The organism is Hymenobacter sediminicola, assembly GCF_014250515.1.
GTDB classification, from domain to species: Bacteria; Bacteroidota; Bacteroidia; order Cytophagales; family Hymenobacteraceae; genus Hymenobacter; species Hymenobacter sediminicola.
This window is the reverse complement of the sequence record NZ_CP060202.1, coordinates 2,272,964-2,294,858: the sequence shown is the minus strand read 5'-3', so window position 1 is coordinate 2,294,858 and position 21,895 is coordinate 2,272,964. Positions and strand designations below refer to the sequence as shown.

18 protein-coding genes, 1 tRNA gene and 1 pseudogene are annotated in these 21,895 nt (G+C 57.0%); 13 read left to right on the top strand and 7 right to left on the bottom strand.

Translation table 11 applies throughout. The features are described 5' to 3' along the window. The first annotated feature begins 72 nt into the window (after window positions 1–72). The 4 genes and pseudogenes from thrS to rplT all read left to right on the top strand — a co-directional run bounded on the left by thrS (window position 73) and on the right by rplT (window position 3,751). Window positions 73–2,034, top strand: coding sequence for a threonine--tRNA ligase (gene thrS / locus H4317_RS09705; protein WP_185886286.1), 1,962 nt, complete (start codon window positions 73–75; stop codon window positions 2,032–2,034). A gap of 283 nt (window positions 2,035–2,317) precedes the next feature. After that, window positions 2,318–2,875: pseudogene (gene infC / locus H4317_RS09700) on the top strand (translation initiation factor IF-3); the annotation flags it as partial. A 191-nt stretch (window positions 2,876–3,066) separates the two neighbouring features. Next, on the top strand, window positions 3,067–3,261 hold the full coding sequence (gene rpmI, locus H4317_RS09695; RefSeq protein WP_185886285.1) for a 50S ribosomal protein L35: 195 nt from the start codon (window positions 3,067–3,069) through the stop codon (window positions 3,259–3,261). Between the two features lie 145 nt (window positions 3,262–3,406). After that, complete coding sequence (rplT, locus tag H4317_RS09690) at window positions 3,407–3,751, top strand: 50S ribosomal protein L20 (RefSeq protein ID WP_185886284.1); 345 nt, start codon at window positions 3,407–3,409, stop codon at window positions 3,749–3,751. 94 nt (window positions 3,752–3,845) lie between these two features. On the opposite strand, the gene H4317_RS09685 is transcribed toward rplT, so the two are convergent. Further along, window positions 3,846–4,439 (bottom strand): HD domain-containing protein, encoded by a 594-nt coding sequence (locus H4317_RS09685; RefSeq protein WP_185886283.1) that lies wholly within the window; start codon window positions 4,437–4,439, stop codon window positions 3,846–3,848. A gap of 113 nt (window positions 4,440–4,552) precedes the next feature. Between H4317_RS09685 and H4317_RS09680 the strand changes: the two genes are divergently transcribed. Beyond that, window positions 4,553–7,258 (top strand): cyclic nucleotide-binding domain-containing protein, encoded by a 2,706-nt coding sequence (locus H4317_RS09680; RefSeq protein WP_185886282.1) that lies wholly within the window; start codon window positions 4,553–4,555, stop codon window positions 7,256–7,258. Window positions 7,259–7,399: 141 nt separating this feature from the next. Here H4317_RS09680 and H4317_RS09675 read toward each other — a convergent pair whose 3' ends face one another. The 5 genes from H4317_RS09675 to H4317_RS09655 all read right to left on the bottom strand — a co-directional run bounded on the left by H4317_RS09675 (window position 7,400) and on the right by H4317_RS09655 (window position 11,038). Next, complete coding sequence (locus H4317_RS09675) at window positions 7,400–8,446, bottom strand: adenylate/guanylate cyclase domain-containing protein (protein WP_185886281.1); 1,047 nt, start codon at window positions 8,444–8,446, stop codon at window positions 7,400–7,402. Then, complete coding sequence (locus H4317_RS09670; RefSeq protein WP_185889994.1) at window positions 8,436–8,831, bottom strand: response regulator; 396 nt, start codon at window positions 8,829–8,831, stop codon at window positions 8,436–8,438. The genes H4317_RS09675 and H4317_RS09670 overlap by 11 nt, the downstream gene beginning before the upstream one ends. A gap of 39 nt (window positions 8,832–8,870) precedes the next feature. Then, entirely contained in the window at window positions 8,871–10,253 is a 1,383-nt protein-coding gene (locus H4317_RS09665; protein ID WP_185886280.1) for a sensor histidine kinase, read from the bottom strand. Between the two features lie 100 nt (window positions 10,254–10,353). Further along, window positions 10,354–10,653 carry a hypothetical protein gene (locus H4317_RS09660; protein ID WP_185886279.1) on the bottom strand — a complete coding sequence of 100 codons (300 nt, stop codon included), beginning with the start codon at window positions 10,651–10,653 and terminating at the stop codon, window positions 10,354–10,356. Window positions 10,654–10,964: 311 nt separating this feature from the next. Next, window positions 10,965–11,038 (bottom strand) — tRNA-Met (locus H4317_RS09655). Window positions 11,039–11,174: 136 nt separating this feature from the next. Here H4317_RS09655 and H4317_RS09650 point away from each other — a divergent pair. From H4317_RS09650 to bshB1, 8 genes are all read left to right on the top strand, one after another. Beyond that, a complete protein-coding gene (locus H4317_RS09650) occupies window positions 11,175–11,588 on the top strand; it encodes an START-like domain-containing protein (RefSeq protein WP_185886278.1) in 414 nt (137 codons plus the stop codon). A gap of 112 nt (window positions 11,589–11,700) precedes the next feature. Continuing rightward, on the top strand, window positions 11,701–13,134 hold the full coding sequence (locus H4317_RS09645; protein WP_185886277.1) for an LptF/LptG family permease: 1,434 nt from the start codon (window positions 11,701–11,703) through the stop codon (window positions 13,132–13,134). Window positions 13,135–13,249: 115 nt separating this feature from the next. Beyond that, window positions 13,250–13,525, top strand: a complete 276-nt coding sequence (gene rpsO, locus H4317_RS09640; RefSeq protein ID WP_185886276.1) for a 30S ribosomal protein S15 — start codon at window positions 13,250–13,252, stop codon at window positions 13,523–13,525. Window positions 13,526–13,722: 197 nt separating this feature from the next. Continuing rightward, on the top strand, window positions 13,723–15,882 hold the full coding sequence (gene pnp, locus H4317_RS09635; RefSeq protein ID WP_185886275.1) for a polyribonucleotide nucleotidyltransferase: 2,160 nt from the start codon (window positions 13,723–13,725) through the stop codon (window positions 15,880–15,882). A gap of 133 nt (window positions 15,883–16,015) precedes the next feature. Next, complete coding sequence (locus H4317_RS09630; protein ID WP_022823752.1) at window positions 16,016–16,879, top strand: sigma-70 family RNA polymerase sigma factor; 864 nt, start codon at window positions 16,016–16,018, stop codon at window positions 16,877–16,879. 241 nt (window positions 16,880–17,120) lie between these two features. Then, entirely contained in the window at window positions 17,121–18,068 is a 948-nt protein-coding gene (gene trxB / locus H4317_RS09625; protein WP_185886274.1) for a thioredoxin-disulfide reductase, read from the top strand. Between the two features lie 148 nt (window positions 18,069–18,216). Next, on the top strand, window positions 18,217–19,341 hold the full coding sequence (locus tag H4317_RS09620; RefSeq protein WP_260625609.1) for a M23 family metallopeptidase: 1,125 nt from the start codon (window positions 18,217–18,219) through the stop codon (window positions 19,339–19,341). Between the two features lie 116 nt (window positions 19,342–19,457). Then, window positions 19,458–20,177, top strand: coding sequence for a bacillithiol biosynthesis deacetylase BshB1 (bshB1, locus tag H4317_RS09615; RefSeq protein ID WP_185886273.1), 720 nt, complete (start codon window positions 19,458–19,460; stop codon window positions 20,175–20,177). Window positions 20,178–20,272: 95 nt separating this feature from the next. Here the strand turns inward: bshB1 and accC are convergent, their stop codons facing one another. Continuing rightward, window positions 20,273–21,778, bottom strand: a complete 1,506-nt coding sequence (gene accC, locus H4317_RS09610) for an acetyl-CoA carboxylase biotin carboxylase subunit (protein WP_185886272.1) — start codon at window positions 21,776–21,778, stop codon at window positions 20,273–20,275. Between the last annotated feature and the right edge of the window lie 117 nt (window positions 21,779–21,895).

The window sequence follows — 21,895 nt, the reverse complement described above, 5'->3', positions numbered from 1 at the left end:
AACTTTCCATTTCGCCATTTCCTTAACTTGCGGCTTCACGGCTGTTTGTATAGCCATTATCTACCCAATTCAATGCTCAATATCACCCTCCCCGACGGCTCGGTGCGCCAGTTTGTAGATGGCGCCACGGGCTACGACGTTGCCGCCGGCATCAGCGAAGGCCTCGCCCGCAATGCCCTCGGCGTGCGTGTCAACGGCGAAGTGCGCGACCTGCACCGCCCGATTGACCAAGATGCGCAGGTTGCCATCCTGACCTGGAACGACCCCGAAGGCAAAGCGTCCTTCTGGCACTCTTCGGCCCACCTCATGGCCGAAGCCCTGGAAGCCTTGTACCCCGGCGTAAAGTTGGGCATCGGCCCCAGCATCGAAAACGGCTTCTACTACGACATCGACCTGGGTGAAGGTCGTTCGATTTCAACCGACGATTTGCCGGAAGTCGAGAAGAAGATGCTGGAGCTGGCCAAGAAGAAAAGCCAATTCGAGCGCAAGGAAGTGAGCAAAGCCGATGCCATTGCCTACTTCACTGAGAAGCAGGACCCGTACAAGCTGGATTTGCTGGAGCGCCTCGAAGACGGCTCCATCACTTTCTACACGCAGGGCGACTTCACCGACCTCTGCCGCGGCCCGCACATCCCTGATACTTCACCTATCAAGGCTGTAAAACTGCTCAACGTGGCCGGCGCTTACTGGCGCGGAGACGAGAAGAACAAGCAGCTCACGCGCATCTACGGCATCACCTTCCCAAAGGCGAAGGAGCTGACCGAGTACCTGGAGCGGCTGGAAGAAGCCAAGCGCCGCGACCACCGTAAGCTGGGCAAGGAGTTGGAGCTGTTTGCATTCAGTGAGAAAGTAGGAGCGGGGCTGCCCCTGTGGCTGCCCAAAGGCACCGCCCTGCGCGAACGGCTGGAGCAGTTCCTGCGCCGCGCCCAGATTAAAGCTGGCTACCAGCCCGTCGTGACGCCCCATATTGGCTCGAAGGAACTGTACGTAACCAGCGGCCACTACGAGAAGTACGGCGCCGATTCGTTCCAGCCCATCAAGACGCCGAACCCGGGTGAGGAGTTCTTCCTCAAGCCCATGAACTGCCCTCACCACTGCGAAATCTACAAAACCAAGCCTCGCTCGTACCGCGACCTGCCAGTGCGCTTCGCTGAGTTTGGCACCGTGTACCGCTACGAACAATCAGGTGAGCTGCACGGCCTGACGCGGGTACGTGGTTTCACGCAGGACGACGCCCATATCTTCTGCCGCCCCGACCAGGTGAAGGAGGAGTTTCTGAAGGTGATTGACATAGTACTCTACGTACTCAAAGCCCTCGATTTTCCCGATTTCACGGCCCAAATTTCCCTGCGTGACCCGGAGAATAAAGCCAAATACATCGGCTCCGACGAGAACTGGGAGAAAGCTGAGCGGGCCATCATCGAAGCCGCCGCCGAGAAGGGGTTGACCACTGTAACGGAACTAGGTGAAGCAGCCTTCTACGGCCCTAAGCTCGATTTCATGGTGCGTGACGCCATTGGCCGCAAGTGGCAGCTGGGCACCATTCAGGTAGACTACAATCTGCCCGAGCGGTTCGAGCTGGAATATGTGGCCTCCGACAATTCCCGCCAGCGTCCCGTGATGCTGCACCGCGCCCCGTTTGGCTCGCTGGAGCGTTTCGTGGCTGTGCTCATCGAGCACTGTGGTGGTAACTTCCCGCTCTGGCTCTCGCCTGAGCAGTTTGCCGTGCTGCCCATCTCGGAGAAGTATCACGACTATGCCCAGCAGGTGTACGACCAGCTGGTGCAGGCCGAGTTACGCGGCACCGTAGACCACCGCGACGAGAAAATCGGCCGCAAAATCCGCGACGCGGAGGTTTCCAAAGTGCCCTATATGCTCATTGTGGGTGAGAAGGAGCAGGCCGAAGGCATCGTATCGGTGCGCCGCCACGGCCAAGGTGACGTGGGCGCTATGTCTATTGCCGAGTTCATCAGTAGCTTCCAGCAACAGGTAAACGACATGATGGATGGCAAACAGATTGCCGCTGTCAGCTAGTCCTGCCACCGGCATCTGATGCCGGGCTCTACGCTCATTCACACAAGCCCTTGCCATGTTTCATGGTGAGGGCTTGTTGTTTGTGCAGTAGCGGACTTCCGAAAAGGAAGAATTGCCTGGGCTAGTCAACAGAAAAGGACAATTTCAGGGTGATTTTATATAGGCATTGTTGAGGGTTTGGAAAAAATGGCGGATATTTGCCCGCTGATTGAACCCAACAGGCTGCGTAAGCGTCCTAATCAATCCTAGCAAAAACCGACTTTCACCTTAAGGAGAAAAAGCCATAGCAACCCCTAACCGCCGTTATATCCCTCGCGCCCAGGTCGAGGAGCCGTTCAAAATCAATCAGAAGATTACGGCCCGCGAAGTCCGTCTTGTTGGCGACAACATCGAACAAGGCATCTATTCTATTGAGCAAGCCCGGCGCTTTGCTCAGGAGCAGAACCTGGACCTCGTGGAAATTTCGCCCACGGCTGTACCGCCCGTGTGCCGCGTTATCGACTACTCGAAATTCAAGTACGAGCAGAAGAAGAAAACCCGCGAGCTGAAGGCCAAGCAGACCAAGGTCGTTATTAAGGAAATCCGTTTCGGACCCAACACCGATGACCACGACTTTGCTTTCAAGCTGAAGCACGCGCAGGAATTTCTGCGCGAAGGCGCCAAAATCAAGGCGTATGTGCACTTCGTAGGCCGGAGCATCGTGTTCAAAGAGCGGGGCGAGATTTTGTTGCTCAAGTTTGCTCAGGCTCTCGAAGACCTTGGCAAAGTAGAGCAGCTCCCTAAGCTCGAAGGCAAGCGGATGTTCTTGTATCTGGCTCCGAAAGCAGTAGCTCCGGCAAAACCCGCCAAGCCTGCTGCTCCGAAAGAAGGCAGCAAAGAAGCTCCTAAGGAGACCAAACCGGCTGCTGCTCCCGCTCCCGCAGACAGCGCCGCTGAATAGCTTTTCCGGGGCTTCGGCTCCATCTTTTGCGCTGGCGCACCGGCCCTAGGCAGCCGACCGCCGCAGTTTTTCACCTTTTTATCACCACCACAATGCCGAAAATGAAGACCAAGTCCGGCGCCAAAAAGCGTTTCTCGCTGACCGGCACGGGCAAAATCAAGCGTAAGCACGCGTACAAGAGCCACATCCTGACCAAGAAAACCACCAAGCAGAAGCGTGCTCTCACGCACGTTGGTCTGGTTAGCTCGGCCGACATGAACCGCGTAAAGGACATGCTCAACATTTGATTATTGACGATTGGGCGCTGTTTCTATTTCGGGAACTACGTCTCAATCGGAAGTCAATAATCACCCATTAAATTTTTCACCAGGCGTCCGGCTGAAACGAAAGCTGCGGCATTAGTCCGCCGCCGGCCGCCAAAAAAAACTGGTTATGCCAAGAAGTGTCAACCACGTGGCTTCGCGCCACCGTCGGAAAAAAATAATGCGTCTGGCGAAAGGCTATTATGGCCGTCGCAAGAACGTATGGACCGTTGCTAAAAACGCCGTTGAGAAAGGTCTTCTCTATGCTTACCGTGACCGGAAGGTTAAGAAGCGTGAGTTCCGTGCCCTCTGGATTCAGCGTATCAACGCTGGTGCCCGTGAGCATGGCCTGTCCTACTCGCAGCTGATGGGCGGCTTGAAGAAGGCTGGTATCGAGCTGAACCGCAAAGTTCTGGCTGACCTCGCCCTGAACCACCCTGCTGCTTTCAAAGGCATTGTGGAGAAAATCAAGTAAGCTGTCCTGCTTGCTGATAAAAAAGCCTGACCATCCCGGTCAGGCTTTTTTTATGTATTCTGGAAAAAGATGGTTCAGCCATCAGCTAGTGGTACTAGGCAATAGTGTTCAGCAGTGCCTGTACTTCCAAAATCCTGTCTTGTTTGTTGGCCTCACGCCAAGACAGGGCTGAACGTGTCCAATACTGATGCTGCTGCAGAAAGCTGAGCTGAAGCTGTTGCCACGCCTGTTCGCTCTCAATAAGCCCAAGGTCGGATAGCTCGTTTCGCAGGCTGTGGCTGATGGGCCAGAAGTCGGGGCGGCCAAGGTAATCGAGGTCTGCGTCGCAGAGAATCTGGGCCGGCAGCGAGTCACCAGGGCTTTGCGGCACCTGAGTAGCCATAATCAGCCCGCAAATGAAATCAACCTGCCCCGAGGAGTAGCCAAAGTTAGGTAGCAACTGCCGTACCAGCTTGCAGCCAGCAGCTTCGTGGCCCTGATAGGTTGTCAGGAATCCGGCATCGTGGTAGAAGGCGGCTGTCCGCAGCAGAGCAAGCTGCTCGGGGTCGGTGATGCCCTCGGCATCAGCCAACGCGCGGGCCCGGGCCACAACGTCGAGAGTATGATGAGGGCCATGGTAGTAGAGGTTGGCGGGAAGGTGCTGACGCAATTGCTCGAGCACGTAATCTTCAGCGCATTGGCAGTTCATCGGGGAAGGAATAGAATTGACAGACCTAATAACAGCAAAACCGGGCGAATTGACACTCCTCGCCGCTATCTTGCGGCAGCATCAGACCCGCAGGCTTATTATTTAAATTCCGAATGACGCTACTTGAACGCTGGCAACGGCTGCTAGGAATACGGGTGGAAGAAGGCCGTACGGTAGGGCTGTTTTTCCTGCACAATTTCCTGTTAGGCATTGGTACCATTCTGGTGTATGTAGCGGCCAACGTTATTCTGCTGGAAAACGACCCGGAACGCAGCCTGCCGCTGGCCTATGGCTTGGCGGCGCTGGCCATGATAGTAGCCGGCAAAGTATATGCGCATTTTGAGCATCATCTGGGGCTGGAGCGGGTGGCGGTGCGGGTGCTGCTGGCGGTAGTGGCCCTGATGGCGATACTAGGTGTGTTGGTAGCAGTAGGCCAGTCGGTAGCTGCAGCAGTGGCAATTATGGCAGGCTACCGTGTAATCTATCTGCTCACGAACCTGGAGTTTTGGGGAGTATCGGCGGTGGTGTTTGATGTGCGGCAAAGCCGGCGGCTATTTAGTGTCATTAGCTCGGGCGATATGCCGGCCAAGGCGCTGGGGGCCGTGCTGGCCATCCTGATTCACCATCATACGGATTTGCTCTGGCTGCTGTTAGTGGCTTTCGGAGCCTATATCGGGGCGCTGCTAGTGCTCCAGGCAACGCGGCGGCAGCACGTGGTGGAAGCCCGCCCTGCTCCACGCGCCGCCCGCCAGGGAGGCGTGGCACCACAGTTGCAGCAATGGTTTGGGGCCAGTCGGCTTGTACTGACTATGTGCCTGAGCATGCTGCTTATTGCAGCCGTTACCACGGGCATCGAGTATTCGTTTTTTGTCAACGTCAAGCACAAGTTCCACGACCAGGGCACGGTGATGCGCTACGTCGGAACGGTACTGGTAGCGACGTATCTGGTGGCATTGATTTTCAAGCTGCTGCTTTCCCGCGTCACGCTGGACCAAGTAGGAGTCAGATGGATGCTGGTGGCGCTGCCAGCCGTGATGCTGGCCGGGCTGCTACTGGCTGGAGGCTTGTGGCTGGGTCAGGCTGGCGAAAGCACACTGCTGCTGTACTTCTGCGGGCTCTATCTGACGCTGGAAGTGCTGCGCCGCGCCGTCTTCGACCCCGTTTTTCTGGTACTCTTCCAGCCTTTGTCGCCGCCAGAACGCCTGCAGGCCCATACACTGGCCAAAGGCTTGTACGAGCCACTGGGGATGGGCCTTTCTGGGGTACTGCTGGTTGCAGTGCATCAACTGCCGGCCTGGAGAGAGTGGGCACCTTTTCTGTGGATGAGCCTGTTTATGGGCGGCGCACTGCTGCTGCTGCATCGGACGTACGGGCACTATCTAAGCGAACTACAGCATGCACTGAGCCGCCGGTTTACGCACGACAAGGAAACGGCACTAGCTACAGAAAGTACGAATGAGGCATCAGCGGGAACCGAGCTGACGGCGGCTTCGGTTGACCAGTTGATAGAAGCTCTGCAGGACCGTACTGCCCGCTCAGCCGCTACACTGCAGCTGCGCCAGCAGGGAGCTGCTGCTATACCCACATTGGCGCAGGCTATGCAAACTAGCTCTGACGAGGTGCTGGTGCGCCGCCTAGCGCAGGTGTGTGGCCATATTCGGGTGCCTGCCAGCCGCGCGGCGCTGGTTGCGCTGGCCCAACAGCCACAACTGTTCAAGCGCGAAGCCGCCCTGCGTGCTCTGCGCTATTTTGAACAGGAGGTTGCCGACGCGTCCGTATTCCGGGCGTTGGTGCAGGATGACATGCACTTGGCCCGGCACCTGCTCCGAGGCCTGTCCGTCACTACTGATCCTGTGTTGTCCCAAAGTCTGGAGTATGAGCTAGGACGGCTGGAGCAGCGTCTGTTTGGCTTGCTGCTACAGCTATATGCTCCGCAAAGTATAGCCGCTGCGCAACGTGGCGTTCAGCATGCCGCGCGAGAGCGGCAGGCCAACGCCCTCGAAATCCTGGACAACCTCATTGCCCGGCCCATCTATCAGGCGTTGCAGGCCCTGCTGGAAGTAGCGCCAGTTGCCGAAAAGCTCCGCACATTCGACCGGGTGCTGGGCTCGGCTCCAATGGAAAATTCCGTTGTTGATAGCATTGTAGAGCAGGGAGAAGCAGTTTTTACGGACTGGACTGTGAGTATCGCGCTGCCCTTGTGGCGCCCTTCCGCCACTACAGCTGCTCATTTATTGCCTCATCTGCAGAGTGGCAGCCTACTGGTGCGCGAGAGTGCCTTTCAGGTGCTGGAGCAACTACTTGCGGAACAGCCCGCTGCTTATGGGCAGCTATTGACCAATCATCCTACCTTATCCGTACTACGTATGAACCATTCTTCAGGTACCGCTAGCATGTCGGCTGTGGAGCGTGTGGCACTGCTGCAGCAAACGGCTTTGTTTGCCGCAACACCCGCTAACGTGCTCAGCAGCATTGCCCCCATCATGAAGGAAGTCAGCTTTCAGGATGGCCAGCCGTTGTTTGATAAAGGTGACCTGGGCACTTCCCTGTTTATTGTGCAGGCTGGTGAGGTAGGCATCTTCGCTGGTACGCAGCAGTTGGCTACGTTCCACCCCGGCGACTTCTTCGGTGAGTTGGCGTTGCTTGATGCCGAGCCCCGCTCTGCTTCGGCCGTAGCGCGAGGGGCCGTCGTGGCGTTCCGGATAGACCAGGAGGATTTTTACGATGTAATGGAGGAGCGAGGGGAGGTGCTGCGCAATATTGTGCGTGTCCTGTGTCAGCGTTTGCGCCGCCAGAACGAAAAATCAGTAGTAGAATAAAGCGGGTGTGCTGGAGTAGCGGATAGCGCCCAAAATCAGGTTGTAGTTGCTCAATAAAGCCAAACGGCTCCTTCCCTGCCTAGGCAGGGAAGGAGCCGTTTGGCTTTATTGAGCAACTACAATTCAGCTACAGAGCTGAGCTTACGCCAGCACCTCGTAGATCATCACGGGTTTTGCTTTATTCTTCAGCGTGACTTCGTGCATCGGGCGGCATTGGAACGACTCCTTGACCCGCTGGTAGGTGGCTTCCGTGATGATAATCTGGCCGGGCTGAGCCGCTGACTGCAGCCGCTGGCTAACATTCACAGTATCACCAATGACGGTGTAGTCGAGCCGCTTGAGCGTTGCCGAGCCAATATTGCCCGACACCATCTCGCCGGTATTGATGCCAATGGATATCTGGGGCCGATACAGAGTGCCGTTGGGCAGAGTGTCTTCGTGGGCCTGCAAGGCGGTGCGCACCGCCAGAGCTGCATCCATTGCGCGGTCCAGATGAAATTTGTCGCGGAATACAGCCATCACCGCATCGCCCATAAACTTGTCGACGTAACCGCCCTGCGCAATTATTTCGGCCACCATCTGATCGAAATAGCTGTTGAGCAGCGTCACAACATCGGTAGGAGGTAGCACCTCGGCCAGCGACGTGAAGCCGCAAATGTCAATGAACAGGACCGTGGCATCTACCGTTTCGCTGGCCATGAGTGTGTTTTCGAAACCCGGCCGGCCCATGAAGTTGAGCACCGTTTCGTCCACGTACATGCGCAGAATGTTGTTTTCCTGCACGGCACGCAGGGTCTGGCGCAACTGCTGCACATGGTGGGCAGTTTTCTCCATGGTCACTTCCAGGTCAGTGAAATCCACCGGCTTGGTCACAAAGTCGAATGCCCCGCGGTTCATGGCCGTGCGGATGTTGTGCATGTCGCCGTACGCCGACACCATAACCGCCTTGATAACGGCACTGGCATCAGGCAAGTGGGTCAGCAGTGTCAGCCCATCCATCACAGGCATGTTGATGTCGGAAAGAATAATGTCGATATCGGCCTGCTGGTGCAGCTGGTCCAGGGCTTCCTGTCCGTTGCCGGCAAAGACAAACTCGTAAGCGCCTTCCCGGATCTTGCGACGGAATTTTTGCTTAATGAGCAGCGCCAGGTCCGGCTCGTCATCGACCACAAGGACTTTAGTTTTCATGGATGCCGATTGAGTGGAGCTTTTCTTTGAGAGCCGTGAAATCTACGGGCTTGGTCAGGAAGTCGTTCGCACCGAGTTGCAGGGCCTGTTGCCGGCTGTCAGCATCGCCGTACGCCGTAATCATCATGACCTGAGGCGGCGCTGGCGGCGGTTCGTTGTACTCCTGCCGGATGCGCTTGAGCAGCTCAAGTCCGCTCATGCCGGGCATGTTGATGTCGGAGAGAATAAGCACGACCTCTGAGGCATGTGCGTGGATAAAATCCAGGGCCTCCTCGCCCGAATAGGCAAACGTAAAGGAGAACTCGCCTTTGCGAATCTCGCGCCGGAACCGTTGCTCAAACAGCACGCGTACGTCTGTTTCGTCGTCTACTACCAATATCTTCATCATGAACAGGAGGTGTAATAGGTAGGTGTGGTGTAGGTGCTAAGCGGGCAGAGAAATAATGAATTCCGTGTACTCGCCTTCTTGTGTTTCAACGGAGAGCGTGCCCCCGTGCCCTTTCGTAATGATGTCGTAGCTGAGTGAGAGGCCCAGTCCGGTACCTTCGCCGGTGGGCTTCGTGGTGAAAAACGGCTGAAAGATTTTCTGCTGAACTCCTTCCGGCATCCCGGTGCCGTTGTCACGCACGCGCACCTCTATGGTATCGTCAGGACCCCGTCGGGTAATTACGCTCACGGTCGGCATGTAGCCATTAACCGAAGGCTGCATTTCCTTTCTTTTTTGCACGGCATAGAAGGCATTCGTGAACAGGTTCAGCAGCACGCGCCCCAGGTCTTGCGACACGGCCTCGACCTTGCCCAGGCTCATATCAAAATCAGTGTGCAGCGTGGCGTTGAAGCTCTTGTTTTTTGCCCGCAGGCCATGGTACGCAAGGCGCAGGTACTCGTCGGCCAGCAGGTTGATGTCGGTAGGCTGCCGCTCACCAGAACTGGCACGTGAATGCTCCAGCATGCCGCGCACGATGCTGGCTGCCCGCTGCCCATGGTGGTTGATCTTCTGCAGATTCTGCTTTAGGTCGGCCAGCAGGTCGGCTTCCATTTCGGCGTCGCGCTGGGGCTTTTGCTGCTCTTCTTCCAGCTCGCTCACCAGTTCCGCACTGACGTCGGAGAAATTCGTGACGAAGTTGAGCGGGTTCTGAATTTCGTGAGCAATGCCAGCCGTCAGCTCACCCAGACTGGCCATTTTTTCGGCCTGGATGAGTTGCGCCTGCGTGGTTTTTAGCTCCGTCAGGGTCTGTTGCAATTCTTCCGCCTGCGTGGTGAGCGTGGCGGTGCGTTCGGCTACTAGCCGTTCCAGCTCGGCATTCTGCGCCTCAATTCGCTCTTTGGCTCTTGTTTCCTCCTCGCGCTGCAGCCGTTCGGCTTCCAGGGTTTTCTTCTGGCTGCGGGCAATGAAGACAAAGGTGATAAGCCAGATTAACGCAAAGCCCTGAGAGGTTTCAAAAATGTCATCGTAGCGCTTCATTAGCTCCCGGCCCGTTACGGCCAGAACCAGCTCAATGGCCGAATATGCCACGTAAGGCGCTATGGCCAGCAGCAGCGTACGGGCCGGCTTATAGTCCCGGAGACGTGCCAGAACCAGCAGCACCGACGCCAGCACGAAGAGCATGTATAACTCGTCCAGCTGGTCGGTTCGCCACCGAAATACAGCTGCCAGAAAGGCCAGAGCAGCGCCTGGTACCCAGACATAGGTTAGCAGCGCATTGAGCCGCGGTATTCGCGTTGGCAGGTCCAGAAACCGTCGGAGCGCTCGGACGATTAGCAGGGCCATTAGAATACTGATCAGGAGCGAGGTATTCAGGCTCATAAGGAGTGCCGGTCAGGGGTGGAGATTGGGGGGCACAGGCGCTGGTGGCCCTTGTAGTGCTGCCCGGCAGGTGCAAACTAGCGTTTTGTGGATAATCGTGCTACTTCTGCGAGGTGCGTGCCGCGTCTTTGCTGCCGCCCCAACTGCCCGGAAGAGGCAGTGTAACCTTCATAACGGGGTTGCTGGTGCGTGGAGCACGTTTCAAAGCTGCCTTCTTGTCCTTGCCTTCGTCGCCGGAAAACAGGATGGTTGCGTAGTCCTTTACAACGCCTACCGCCGAGGGTAACGTGAGCGTAACGACCAGTTGCCGCTGCGTTTTACCGGCTGGCTTGCCGGGCGGCAGACTTTGCGCCTGTCCTTTTTCTGCCTGCAGCACGCCCGCTCCAAGTAGAAAAAGCAACAAATAAAGTCTGGCGTGAATCATAGAGTGCGGGGACGAGCAAGCCGAATAGATAAAATGCGCCGGGCTCACGGGATATCAGTCGGCAAGGTATCATGCAGCAGCGGCTGATGCAATGAAAAACCGTCTGCACTGCGTTTCGCGGGCAGAAACCGCCTGATGTACCTGATGCTTGCTGTAGTCGGTGGGTTGCCTGAACCCAGCTGCTTGGCGCTTTGGCAGCGGTTCGATAGAGGCAGGCCGCCACATAGCCAGATGATGTAAAACCAAAAAAAACGGCCTCTCCGTAATGGGAAGGCCGTTTTTAAAAGTAGCGGGGACGAGAGTTGAACTCGTGACCTCAGGGTTATGAATCCTGTGCTCTAACCAACTGAGCTACCCCGCCGGGTTTTGGTGCTGCAAAGGTAAGGACAAGATTTGTACTAGCGCAAGCCTGTCGACAAAAAAAACCCGTGTATATTGGCTCCCAACCGGCATTCTTCGTGGCGCCGGACTAGTACCTTCTTCAGTCTGTTCTGCTTATGCCTCTTTCTGCCACTCGTCTCAAACATCGGTTTACGGTCGAATACCCCATTAATGCGTCGCCCAAAATTCTGTACCCGTACCTGGCCTCAGCGTCGGGCCTGTCGCAGTGGTTCTGCCAGGATGTGCGGATCGACGAGGACCACCGGTTTAATTTTATCTGGGACAACCAGCCCCATTTTGCCGAGATGAACTCACACCGCACCAACCGCTCCGTGCGCTACGTGTTCCTCGACCAGAACAAACGCCATACTCCTGATGCCAATTACCTCGACTTCACGCTGGAAGAGTCGCAACTGACCCAGGAAGTGTATCTGCGGGTACTGGACTACTCGGAAGAAACCGATGAAATTGAGCTGCAGGAAATGTGGGATAGTCTTATCCTGAAGCTGCGCGAACTGGTAGGCGGCTAAATACGTTTTCCGGATACGGAAGCCGAGCGGACGCGAAACGGACAGTACCTTCGTTTCTCGTTCGCTCTTTTTTGTGGCCGCCCCTGCGGTAGGGGCAGGCAGCAGCGCAAGCATGAAAAAACTCGATAAGCTGATTCTGAAGGCGTTTGCCGGCCCGTTTTTGCTCACTTTTGCGGTGGTGCAGTTCATCCTGCTCACCCAGTACATGCTCAAGTACCTCGATGACCTGGTGGGTAAAGACCTAGGGCTGGAGGTAATTGGGCAACTGCTGTTCTTTTTTAGCGTGCTGATGGTGCCCGTTTCGTTGCCACTGGCCGTGCTGCTTTCGTCGCTTATGACGTTTGGCACGCTGGGTGAGCACCACGAACTGACGGCCATCAAAACGTCTGGCATTTCGCTGACGCGCATTCTGCGGCCGGTACTTCTGACGAGTGCCGCGCTGGCCGTGGGCGCGTTCTGGTTCAACAATACCATTGTACCCAAAGCCAACCTCAAGGCCTATAGCCTGCTCTGGGACCTGCGGCAGCAAAAGCTGGCCCTCGACATTCGGCCGGGCGTTTTCTACAGTGGTATTCCCGGCTACACCATCAAGGTGAACCAGAAGCTCGGCGAAGATGGCGAAACGCTGATGGGTATCATGATTTATGACCACACGCAGGGCTCTGGCAATATGCGCGTCATTCTAGCCGACTCCGGCCGCATGTTCACGCGCTTTGGTGGGCAGTATCTGGGTCTGGAGTTGTTTCGGGGGCAGAGCTATGTAGAGCAGCCCGATGCCCGCAGCCGTTCTGGCGCCACTTTCATTCGGCAGGCCTTTAAGCGCAACATGATTACGTTCTCGCTGGCCTCCTTCAGCCTCGACCGGACGAAGGAAGAGCTGTTTGCTGAGAACAAAATGATGAAGAACATACCGCAACTGACGGCCTTCATCGACTCGTTGCAGAAACGGCTCTACACCGAGCGAGGCCAGGTGCCCCGCCAGGTAGCGCCCTATTATTCCTATCTGCGTTTCGATACGACCGGGCAGGTGCAGAACCGCCGGGTTGAGAAGGTACAGGTGCCCGACTCGCGCCTGCCGGTGGTAAATGCCAACGTACTCGAGCAGGCGACCAACCGGGCCCGCAACCTACGTGCCTTTGCTGGCACTACCGGCGAACGGCTGGCAAACCTGGCGAAGGAATCAGGCAATTACCGTATCGAAATCTACCGCAAATACGTGCAGTCTACTGCCATTCTGCTTATGTTTTTGATTGGAGCCCCATTGGGCGCTATCATCAAGAAAGGCGGTTTGGGCGTTCCTATCCTGGTATCTATCCTATTTTTTATCGTCTACTACATTCTCTCCATCATGGGCGAGAAGTATGGGCGAGAGGAGGTAATGCCAGTCAGTTTTGGTATGTGGATGTCGACGCTAGCCTTGCTACCGTTTGGCTTGTTCTTTCTCTATCAGGCCCGCAACGACTCCGGCCTGCTCGACTGGGACCTGCGGCGTTGGCTGCCGGCTAAGCTGCGCTGGCCGTTCCGTGGCTACCGCAAAGCAGCGTAGTTCGCCTCACGTCTAGCATGCTGAAACTATTTTCCTTACCTTTGCGGCCACCCCGAGGTGCGGGGTGAATCTTCTTTTTCCATTTTTAATCCAAGACGGGGAAACCTATCTGCCGATGAAACTTACTACCGAAGCAAAACAGGCCATTTTCGAGAAAAACAGCCTGCAGAAAGTATCTACCGACACGGGTTCGGCCGAGGCCCAGATTGCGCTGTTCACGCACCGCATCACGCACCTGACCGAGCACTTGAAAGTAAACAAGAAAGACTTCTCGACCCGTTTGGGTCTGCTGAAGCTTGTTGGTAAGCGTCGTCGCATGCTGGATTACCTCCAGCACCGCGAAATCAACCGCTACCGCGCCATCATTAAGGAACTGGGCATTCGTAAGTAAGCTCACGGTCCGGAGCAGGGGACCTTCCACCACGGAAGGTTCCCTGCTCTTTTTTTGTCCGAATCTAAGTGCACCATTTACTGGGTTCGGGCGTTGCCTTTCCAGAATTTAATTTTTTAGAGCAAAATAGGGCCGCTGCCGGCCCTGTTTTTACGGCTGCTCGCCCGCTGCACGCTTTCCACAAGCAATCCTCTCAGATGCCCAATTACACCGCGGTTACCAAACACATTACGCTGCCCGACGGGCGGCAGATTTCCATCGAAACCGGCAAGCTGGCCAAATTTGCCGACGGCGCCGTAGTGGTGCGCCTCGGCGACGCCATGCTGCTGGCAACGGTCGTGTCGCAGCCTAGCTCGCGCGGCGACGTGGATTTTCTGCCCCTGTCGGTTGACTACCAGGAGAAATTCGGTGGTGCCGGCAACATTCCCGGCTCGTTCCAGCGCCGCGAAGGCCGCCTCTCGGATTACGAAATCCTGGTGTGCCGTATCGTAGACCGCATTCTGCGCCCGATGTTCCCCAAGGACTATCACTACGAGGTGCAGGTGATGATTACCCTGATTTCGGCCGATAAAACCGTGCAGCCCGACGCCCTAGCTGCTCTGGCCGCTTCGGCTGCCCTCTCTATTTCGGATATTCCTTTCGCTGGTCCTATCTCCGAAGTTCGCGTAGCCCGCATCGACGGCAAGCTGCAAATCAACCCTCTCACCGCCGACATTGCCCGCGCCGACATCGACCTGATTGTAGGCGCCACGGCTGATTCGGTAGCCATGGTGGAAGGCGAAATGAACGAAGTGAGCGAGGAAGAAATGGTAGAAGCCATTGCCTTCGCCCACGAAGCCATTAAGGAGCAGGTGCGCGTACAGTTGGAGCTGGCTGCTGAAGTGGAGAAATCCCACGTGAAGCGCGAGTACCCCAAGTACGAGGAGAACGACGACCTGAAAAAGCGCATTCAAGAGGGTGTGTACGAACAGGCCTACAAAGTGGCGCACTCGGGTAACCCCAGCAAGGCCGGCCGCAAGGAAGGCTTCGGTGCCATCAAAAAGTCGCTGACTGAGAAACTGCTGGAAGAGCAGCCCGAACTGGACATGAAGATGTTCGGTCGCTATTACTCGTCGGCTGAGAAAAAGGCCATTCGTGACATGATGATCAAGGAGCGCACGCGCCTCGATGGTCGTCAGCTCACAGAAATCCGTCCTATCTGGAGCGAGGTGAACTACCTGCCCGGTGCCCACGGCTCGGCCCTATTCACCCGCGGCGAAACTCAGTCGCTGACTACGGTAGCCCTCGGTACTAAACTCGATGAGCAGATCATCGATACGGCCATGACCTCGGGCTATAGCAAGTTTATGCTGCACTACAACTTCCCGGCCTTCTCGACCGGTGAGGTGAAGCCTAACCGCGGCCCCGGCCGCCGCGAAATTGGCCACGGCAACTTGGCGCAACGCTCGTTGAAGAAGGTAATGCCTTCCGACGACGAGAATCCCTATACCGTGCGTATCGTGTCAGACATCCTGGAGTCGAATGGCTCCAGCTCGATGGCTACGGTTTGCGCTGCCTCGATGGCGCTGATGGATGCCGGTATTCCGGTGCGGTCGGCCGTTTCGGGTATTGCTATGGGCCTCGTGCAGGACAAGGAAACCGGCGAGTACGCCGTGCTTTCGGACATTCTGGGCGATGAGGACCACCTCGGCGACATGGACTTCAAAGTAACCGGCACCGAGAAAGGTATCGTGGCTTGCCAGATGGACATCAAAATCCAGGGCTTGAGCGCCGAAATCATGACAGCTGCGCTGCACCAAGCCCGTGAAGGCCGCCTGCACATCCTGCGCGAAATGGCTAAGACCATTTCGGCGCCGGCCGCTGAGCTGAAGCCGCATACGCCTCGTTCGCATAAAATGCTCATCGATAAAGAATTTATCGGTGCGGTAATCGGGCCGGGCGGCAAAGTCATTCAGCAGATCCAGAAGGACACCAACGCCACGGTTATCATCGAGGAGAAGGACGAAAAAGGTCACGTGAGCATCTACGCTTCCAACCAGGAAGACATGCAGGCGGCCATCGGCCGGATTCAGGCTATTGCAGCCGTACCGGAAGTAGGTGCTACCTACAAAGGCAAAGTGCGCAGCATTCAGCCGTATGGTGCTTTCGTGGAAATCATGCCGGGCAAGGACGGTCTACTGCACATCTCGGAAGTATCGCACGAGCGCCTCGCCGCGCTGGAAGGCGTACTGGAAGTGGGGCAGGAGATTGACGTGAAACTGCTCGATATCGACAAGAAAACGGGCAAGTACCGCTTGTCGCGCAAGGTGCTGCTGCCGAAGCCGGAGCGCGCTGCAGATTCCAACGGCGCGGCGTAACCCGCTCCGCCGAACTTTCGCGGGTACCGGGGTGTTGCTTTCAACTGACCCGGTACCCGCGTTTGGGTATCCCTCGTATACCGGACCAACACGACCTTACCAGCATCAATAATTCAACTCTCTCGCGCCCGCAATGAGACAGCTAAAAATCAGCAAGCAGATCACCAACCGCGAAAGCCAGTCGCTGGATAAATACCTCCAGGAGATTGGCAAGGTGGATCTGCTAACCCCCGACGAGGAGGTAACGCTGGCGCAACGCATCAAAGAAGGTGACCAGCAAGCGCTGGAAAAACTCACCAAAGCCAACCTGCGATTCGTGGTGTCGGTGGCCAAGCAATACCAGAACCAGGGCCTCAGCCTGGGCGACTTGATCAACGAGGGCAACCTCGGTCTGATTAAAGCCGCCAAGCGCTTTGACGAAACCCGGGGCTTCAAATTCATTTCCTACGCCGTTTGGTGGATTCGCCAGTCGATTCTGCAGGCTTTGGCCGAGCAGTCGCGCATCGTGCGTCTGCCCCTGAACCGGGTAGGCTCGCTGAACAAAATCAGCAAGTCATTCTCGGAGTTGGAGCAGAAGTTTGAGCGTGAGCCTTCACCCGAGGAAATTGCCGAAGTACTGGAGCTGACGACCTCGGAAGTGGTAGACACGCTCAAGATTTCGGGCCGCCACGTATCTGTGGATGCTCCGTTTGTACAGGGTGAGGAAAACCGTCTGCTTGACGTGCTCGAAAACGAGGACGAAGAGAGCCCCGACACGGGCTTGATGAATGACTCGCTCCGCAAGGAAGTGCAGCGCGCCCTGAGCACGCTTACTAAGCGCGAAGCCGACGTCATCACGCTCTACTTTGGCCTGAACGGGGAACACTCGCTCACGCTGGAGGAAATCGGGGAGAAGTTCAACCTGACCCGCGAGCGGGTGCGCCAGATCAAGGAAAAGGCCATTCGCCGCCTGCGCCATACCTCGCGTAGTAAAGCACTAAAACCATATCTGGGGTAAGCTTTTCTACCCCACTGCAGAAAACCCTGGCCTTTGGTTGGGGTTTTTTGTTGAATGCATGTTGGCTAACTCCAGATTGTCCTGCTTTCTCAGTATTTCAGACAAAGTGGCCGAATGACAGGATTGGCTTAATTTTCGGCAATACAGGACGGCACCGGCTGATAACCCGGGACGCGTGTACTTTTGCACCCCAACTTCACTTCTCATGGCGCCGGCAGAATCCGGCGTTTCGATACTTCACATGGCGACAACCACCCCAGAACACATCAAGTGTCTGATTATAGGCTCCGGTCCGGCCGGCTACACGGCGGCTATTTATGCGGCCCGCGCCAACCTCAAGCCGGTTATGTACCAAGGTTTGCAGCCCGGCGGCCAGCTTACTATTACGAATGACGTTGAGAATTTTCCTGGCTACCCCGATGGAATTATGGGCCCGGAAATGATGGAAGACCTTAAGAAGCAGGCTGCCCGCTTCGGTACTGATATTCGCTACGGCATTGCTACTTCCGTGGACTTTTCGAGCCACCCGCACCGCATAACGGTAGATGAGAAGGTGGAATTGACGGCCGATACGGTCATCATTGCTACCGGGGCTTCCGCCAAGTGGCTGGGGCTGCCCTCGGAGCAGCGTCTGAACGGCTCGGGTGTGTCGGCCTGCGCTGTGTGCGACGGGTTCTTCTACCGCGGCAAAGACGTGGCCATTGTAGGCGCCGGCGACACGGCAGCAGAAGAGGCTACGTATCTGGCGAACCTGTGCAACAAGGTGTACATGATTGTGCGGAAAGGAGAGATGCGCGCCTCCAAAATCATGCAGAAGCGTGTAACCGACAACCCCAAAATTGAGGTGCTCTGGAACACCGTGACGGATGAAATCCTGGGTGAGCACGCCGTAGATGGGGCCCGCGTGAAAAACGTGCTGACCCATGAAACCCGCGACCTAGCCGTGGAGGGCTTCTTTGTAGCTATTGGCCATGAGCCTAACTCCAAAATTTTCCAGCCCTACCTGCACCATGATGAGCAGGGCTACCTGAAAACCATACCTGGCACCGCCAAAACCAACGTGGACGGCGTGTTTGCCTGCGGCGACGTGCAGGACTTTACGTATCGCCAGGCCGTGACGGCGGCGGGCTCCGGCTGCATGGCCGCGCTGGATGCCGAACGGTATCTGGCCGCGCTCGGCGACCATTAAGCGTGAAGGAGTGCAGTGGTGAAATGATGAGTTTTGCATCCGATGCAAGACATTAGGTGCTTTGGGCGTTGAAACCTGCTACCTCTTCATTTCACCACTGCACCACCTCACACCTTCACCTTTTATCACATTGCCCTTGCTGAATTTTGTGAAACACTGGCTGCTGCCGCTGCTACTGATCGGGCTGTTTCTTGGCTTGCCCGGCCAGCTGCTTGCCCAGCGCCGCAAAGCGCCGCAGCCGAAGGCAAAAGCCGGCGCGGCGGGCAAGCGGAAGGATTTCTTTCGCATCAAATCCCCGACTATCCGCTACGTGCGGCCCGATACTACCATTCTGATTGAAACGGAGGAATTGCCTGAAGAAGGCTCCGACGCTGCTAAATCAATCTTCTTCAACCCGGCTAAAAAGCTGTCCATTGTAAGCGAGGACACAACCACACTCAACGAGGGCGGCCAGCACATTGTGGAGGTGAAGGAGGAAGTACAGATTGACTCCTCCTGGATTCAGGTGGCGGGCTACTACGCCATCTGGGACACGCACAACATCAATCCATACCGGGTAGATGGTCGCCGCATCAGGGATACACTCAATCTGAAGCTGACTGAGCCGGAGCGGCAGCGTTATGCCAAAATGCCACTGGTAAAAACGCCGCTTACGTCCGACTTCGGGTTCCGGGGCTACCGCTGGCACTATGGTGTGGACCTGGACTTGGAAACCGGCGACTCCGTAAAGGCGGCCTTCGATGGGGTGGTGCGCATTGTAAAATGGGACGGTTCGGGCTACGGTAACTACGTGCTCATCCGTCATTACAATGGCATCGAAACGCTCTACGGGCACATGCAGAAGTCCTTGGTAACACCGGGTACGTTTGTGAAGGCTGGGCAGCTAATTGGCCGGGGCGGCAGCACGGGACGGAGCAGCGGCTCGCATCTGCACTTTGAGGTGCGCTACGAGGGCAACCCCATCGACCCGGAGCAGATGTATGATTTTCCGGATTATCGGCTTATCAAAGACAACTTCCAGATTACTTCCGGCCTGTTTGCGTACTACAGCAAGTCGCTGAAGTACCGGGGTGGCAGCGTGCCTGGCGCGGCTTCGCGCAGTGCCAGCAGCGGCAAGCCCACTCAGGCTCGCCGTATTGTCAGCCACAAAATCCGGAGCGGCGATACGCTGTCGGAAATTGCCGACAAGTACGGCGTTTCACAGGCCCAGATTCGGCGCTTGAATGGCGGTACCGCCGTGCTGCGTGTAGGCCGCGTGCTGCGGATCAAATGAGTAGTTGATTACTGACTGTTAGTGGCAGATTGTTGGCAATTAGTCTGGGAAGCTGCGGCGGAGACCAGCAGCTAACAATCCGAAACTACTAATCAACTACTGTACAATAGACTCAAATGAAACTTGATATACTGGCCTTTGGGGCGCACCCCGATGATGTAGAAATGTCAGCTGCGGGTACGCTGCTGGCGGCGGCGGCGGCCGGCAAGAAAATCGGTATTGTCGATTTTACCCGGGGCGAGCTAGGCACGCGCGGCACACCTGCCACCCGCGCCCAGGAAGCCGAGGCAGCCAGCCGCATTCTGGGCCTAAGTGCCCGCGAAAACCTGGGCCTGCCCGATGGCTTCTTCCGCAACGACCGGGAGCACCAACTGCCCGTTATTGCCGCCATCCGCCGCTACCAGCCCGATATCATCCTCTGCAACGCCATCCACGACCGGCACCCTGACCACGGCCGGGGCGCGCAGTTGGCTTCCGAATCGTGCTTTTTGAGTGGGCTGCGCATGATTGAAACCCTCGGCGACGACGGCCAGCCCCAGCAGCCCTGGCGGCCGCGCCTAGTGTTCCACTACATTCAGGACCGCCAGATTCCGGCCGATTTCGTAGTGGACATTTCGGCGCACTGGCCCAAGAAGTGGGAAAGCATCCAAGCCTATCGCACCCAGTTTCACGACCCCGAAAGCACCGAGCCCGGTACCTACCTATCCACGCCGGTGTTCAGCAACTTCATGGAAGCTCGTGCCCGCGAATTCGGCCACCTGATAGGAGTGGAGTTCGGGGAAGGATTCACCCGCGAGCGGCCTCTGGGTGTGCGAGAAATTACAGAATTGCTGTAGCTGACGACGACTGTCTCATGTCATTCAAACAAAAGCAGCCGCTCCGGTATCCGGAGCGGCTGCTTTTGTTTGAATGACATGAGAGGCTTATTGTTCTACCGTACTCCTAACCGGTTACGCTTCCAGGCCGAGCTGGTAGCGGCTGGCGCATCGGCAGTAGCGGTGCTAGGTTTTTTCTCGGTCAGGAGCATGGCGGTGAGCACGGCGGCGAGCTTGGCAGTGGCTTCGTCCGGGGCGGCGGGTTTTAGGGCATCGGCCGGGAAATGGTCACGGATGAAGTTGGTGTCGAAGTTGCCGCTCACGAAGGCGGGGTGGCGCAGCACGTAGCGGCCGAAGTCGAGCGTGGTCTGGATGCCGGTAATCTGGTACTCGTCGATGGCGCGCAGCATCCGGGCAATGGCCTCCTCGCGGGTGGCCCCGAAGGTGACCAGCTTGGCAATCATCGGGTCGTAGTAAATCGGAATTTCCATGCCCTGCTCGAAGCCATCATCCACCCGCACGCCGGGGCCTTGGGGGCGCACGTAGGTGGTCAGCGTGCCAATGTCGGGCAGGAAGTTGTTCTGCGGGTCTTCGGCGTACACGCGCAGTTCCAGGGCGTGGCCGTTGATGCTGAGGTCTTCCTGCCGGAAGGCGAGGGGCAGGCCCTGGGCCACTTTAATCTGTTCCTTCACCAAGTCAAGGCCAGTGATTTGCTCCGTGACGGGGTGCTCTACCTGCAGGCGGGTGTTCATCTCCAGGAAGTAGAAGTTGTGCTGATAATCGAGCAGAAACTCCACGGTGCCGGCCCCGGTGTAGTTGCAGGCGCGGGCCACGTCCACGGCGCAGCGGCCCATTTCGGCGCGTAGTTCGGGCGTGAGCACTGAGGAAGGGGCCTCCTCAATTACCTTCTGGTGGCGGCGCTGAATCGAGCATTCCCGCTCAAACAGGTGTACAATGTTGCCGTGCTCGTCGCCCAGCACCTGAATTTCGATGTGGCGCGGGCCGGTCACGAACTTCTCGATGAACACCGAGCCGTCGCCGAAGGCCGAGGTGGCCTCGTTGATGGCTAGCTGCATCTGCTCCTCGAAATCGGTGGCCGAATTCACGATGCGCATGCCCTTGCCGCCCCCGCCGGCCGAGGCCTTGATCAGAATAGGGAAGCCCACCGTGGCGGCAATGCGCTTGGCCTCTTCCACATCGGAAATGGCCTCGTCGGTGCCGGGCACCAGCGGAATGTTGTAGGCTTTTACGGCCTGCTTGGCCGAGAGCTTGTCGCCCATCAGGTTCATGGCTTCCGGCGAAGGCCCCACGAAAATTAACCCTGCCTCCGTGACCATGCGGGCAAACTCGGCATTTTCCGAAAGGAAACCATAGCCTGGGTGAATGGCATCAACGCCCAGCTGGCGGCAGACTTCCAGGATTTTGTCGCCGCGCAGGTAGCTGTCTTTGCTGGCGGGCGGGCCCACGCACACAGCCTCGTCGGCGTAGCGGACGTGCAGGGCGTTGCGGTCGGCCTCAGAGTAGATGGCCACGGTCTGGAGGCCCATTTCCTTGGCCGAGCGCAGCACGCGCAACGCAATTTCGCCGCGGTTGGCCACGAGCAGCTTGGTGATTTTCTTCATTAGGGGAGAATAGGAGCGGGTGGGAGTGGCAGGGTGTTTTCTGATTCTAGCACCCAAAGAAACGCCATTCCGGCCGGACCGTAAAACGCCCTGCCCAATTCGCAGAAGGTTGGAAGC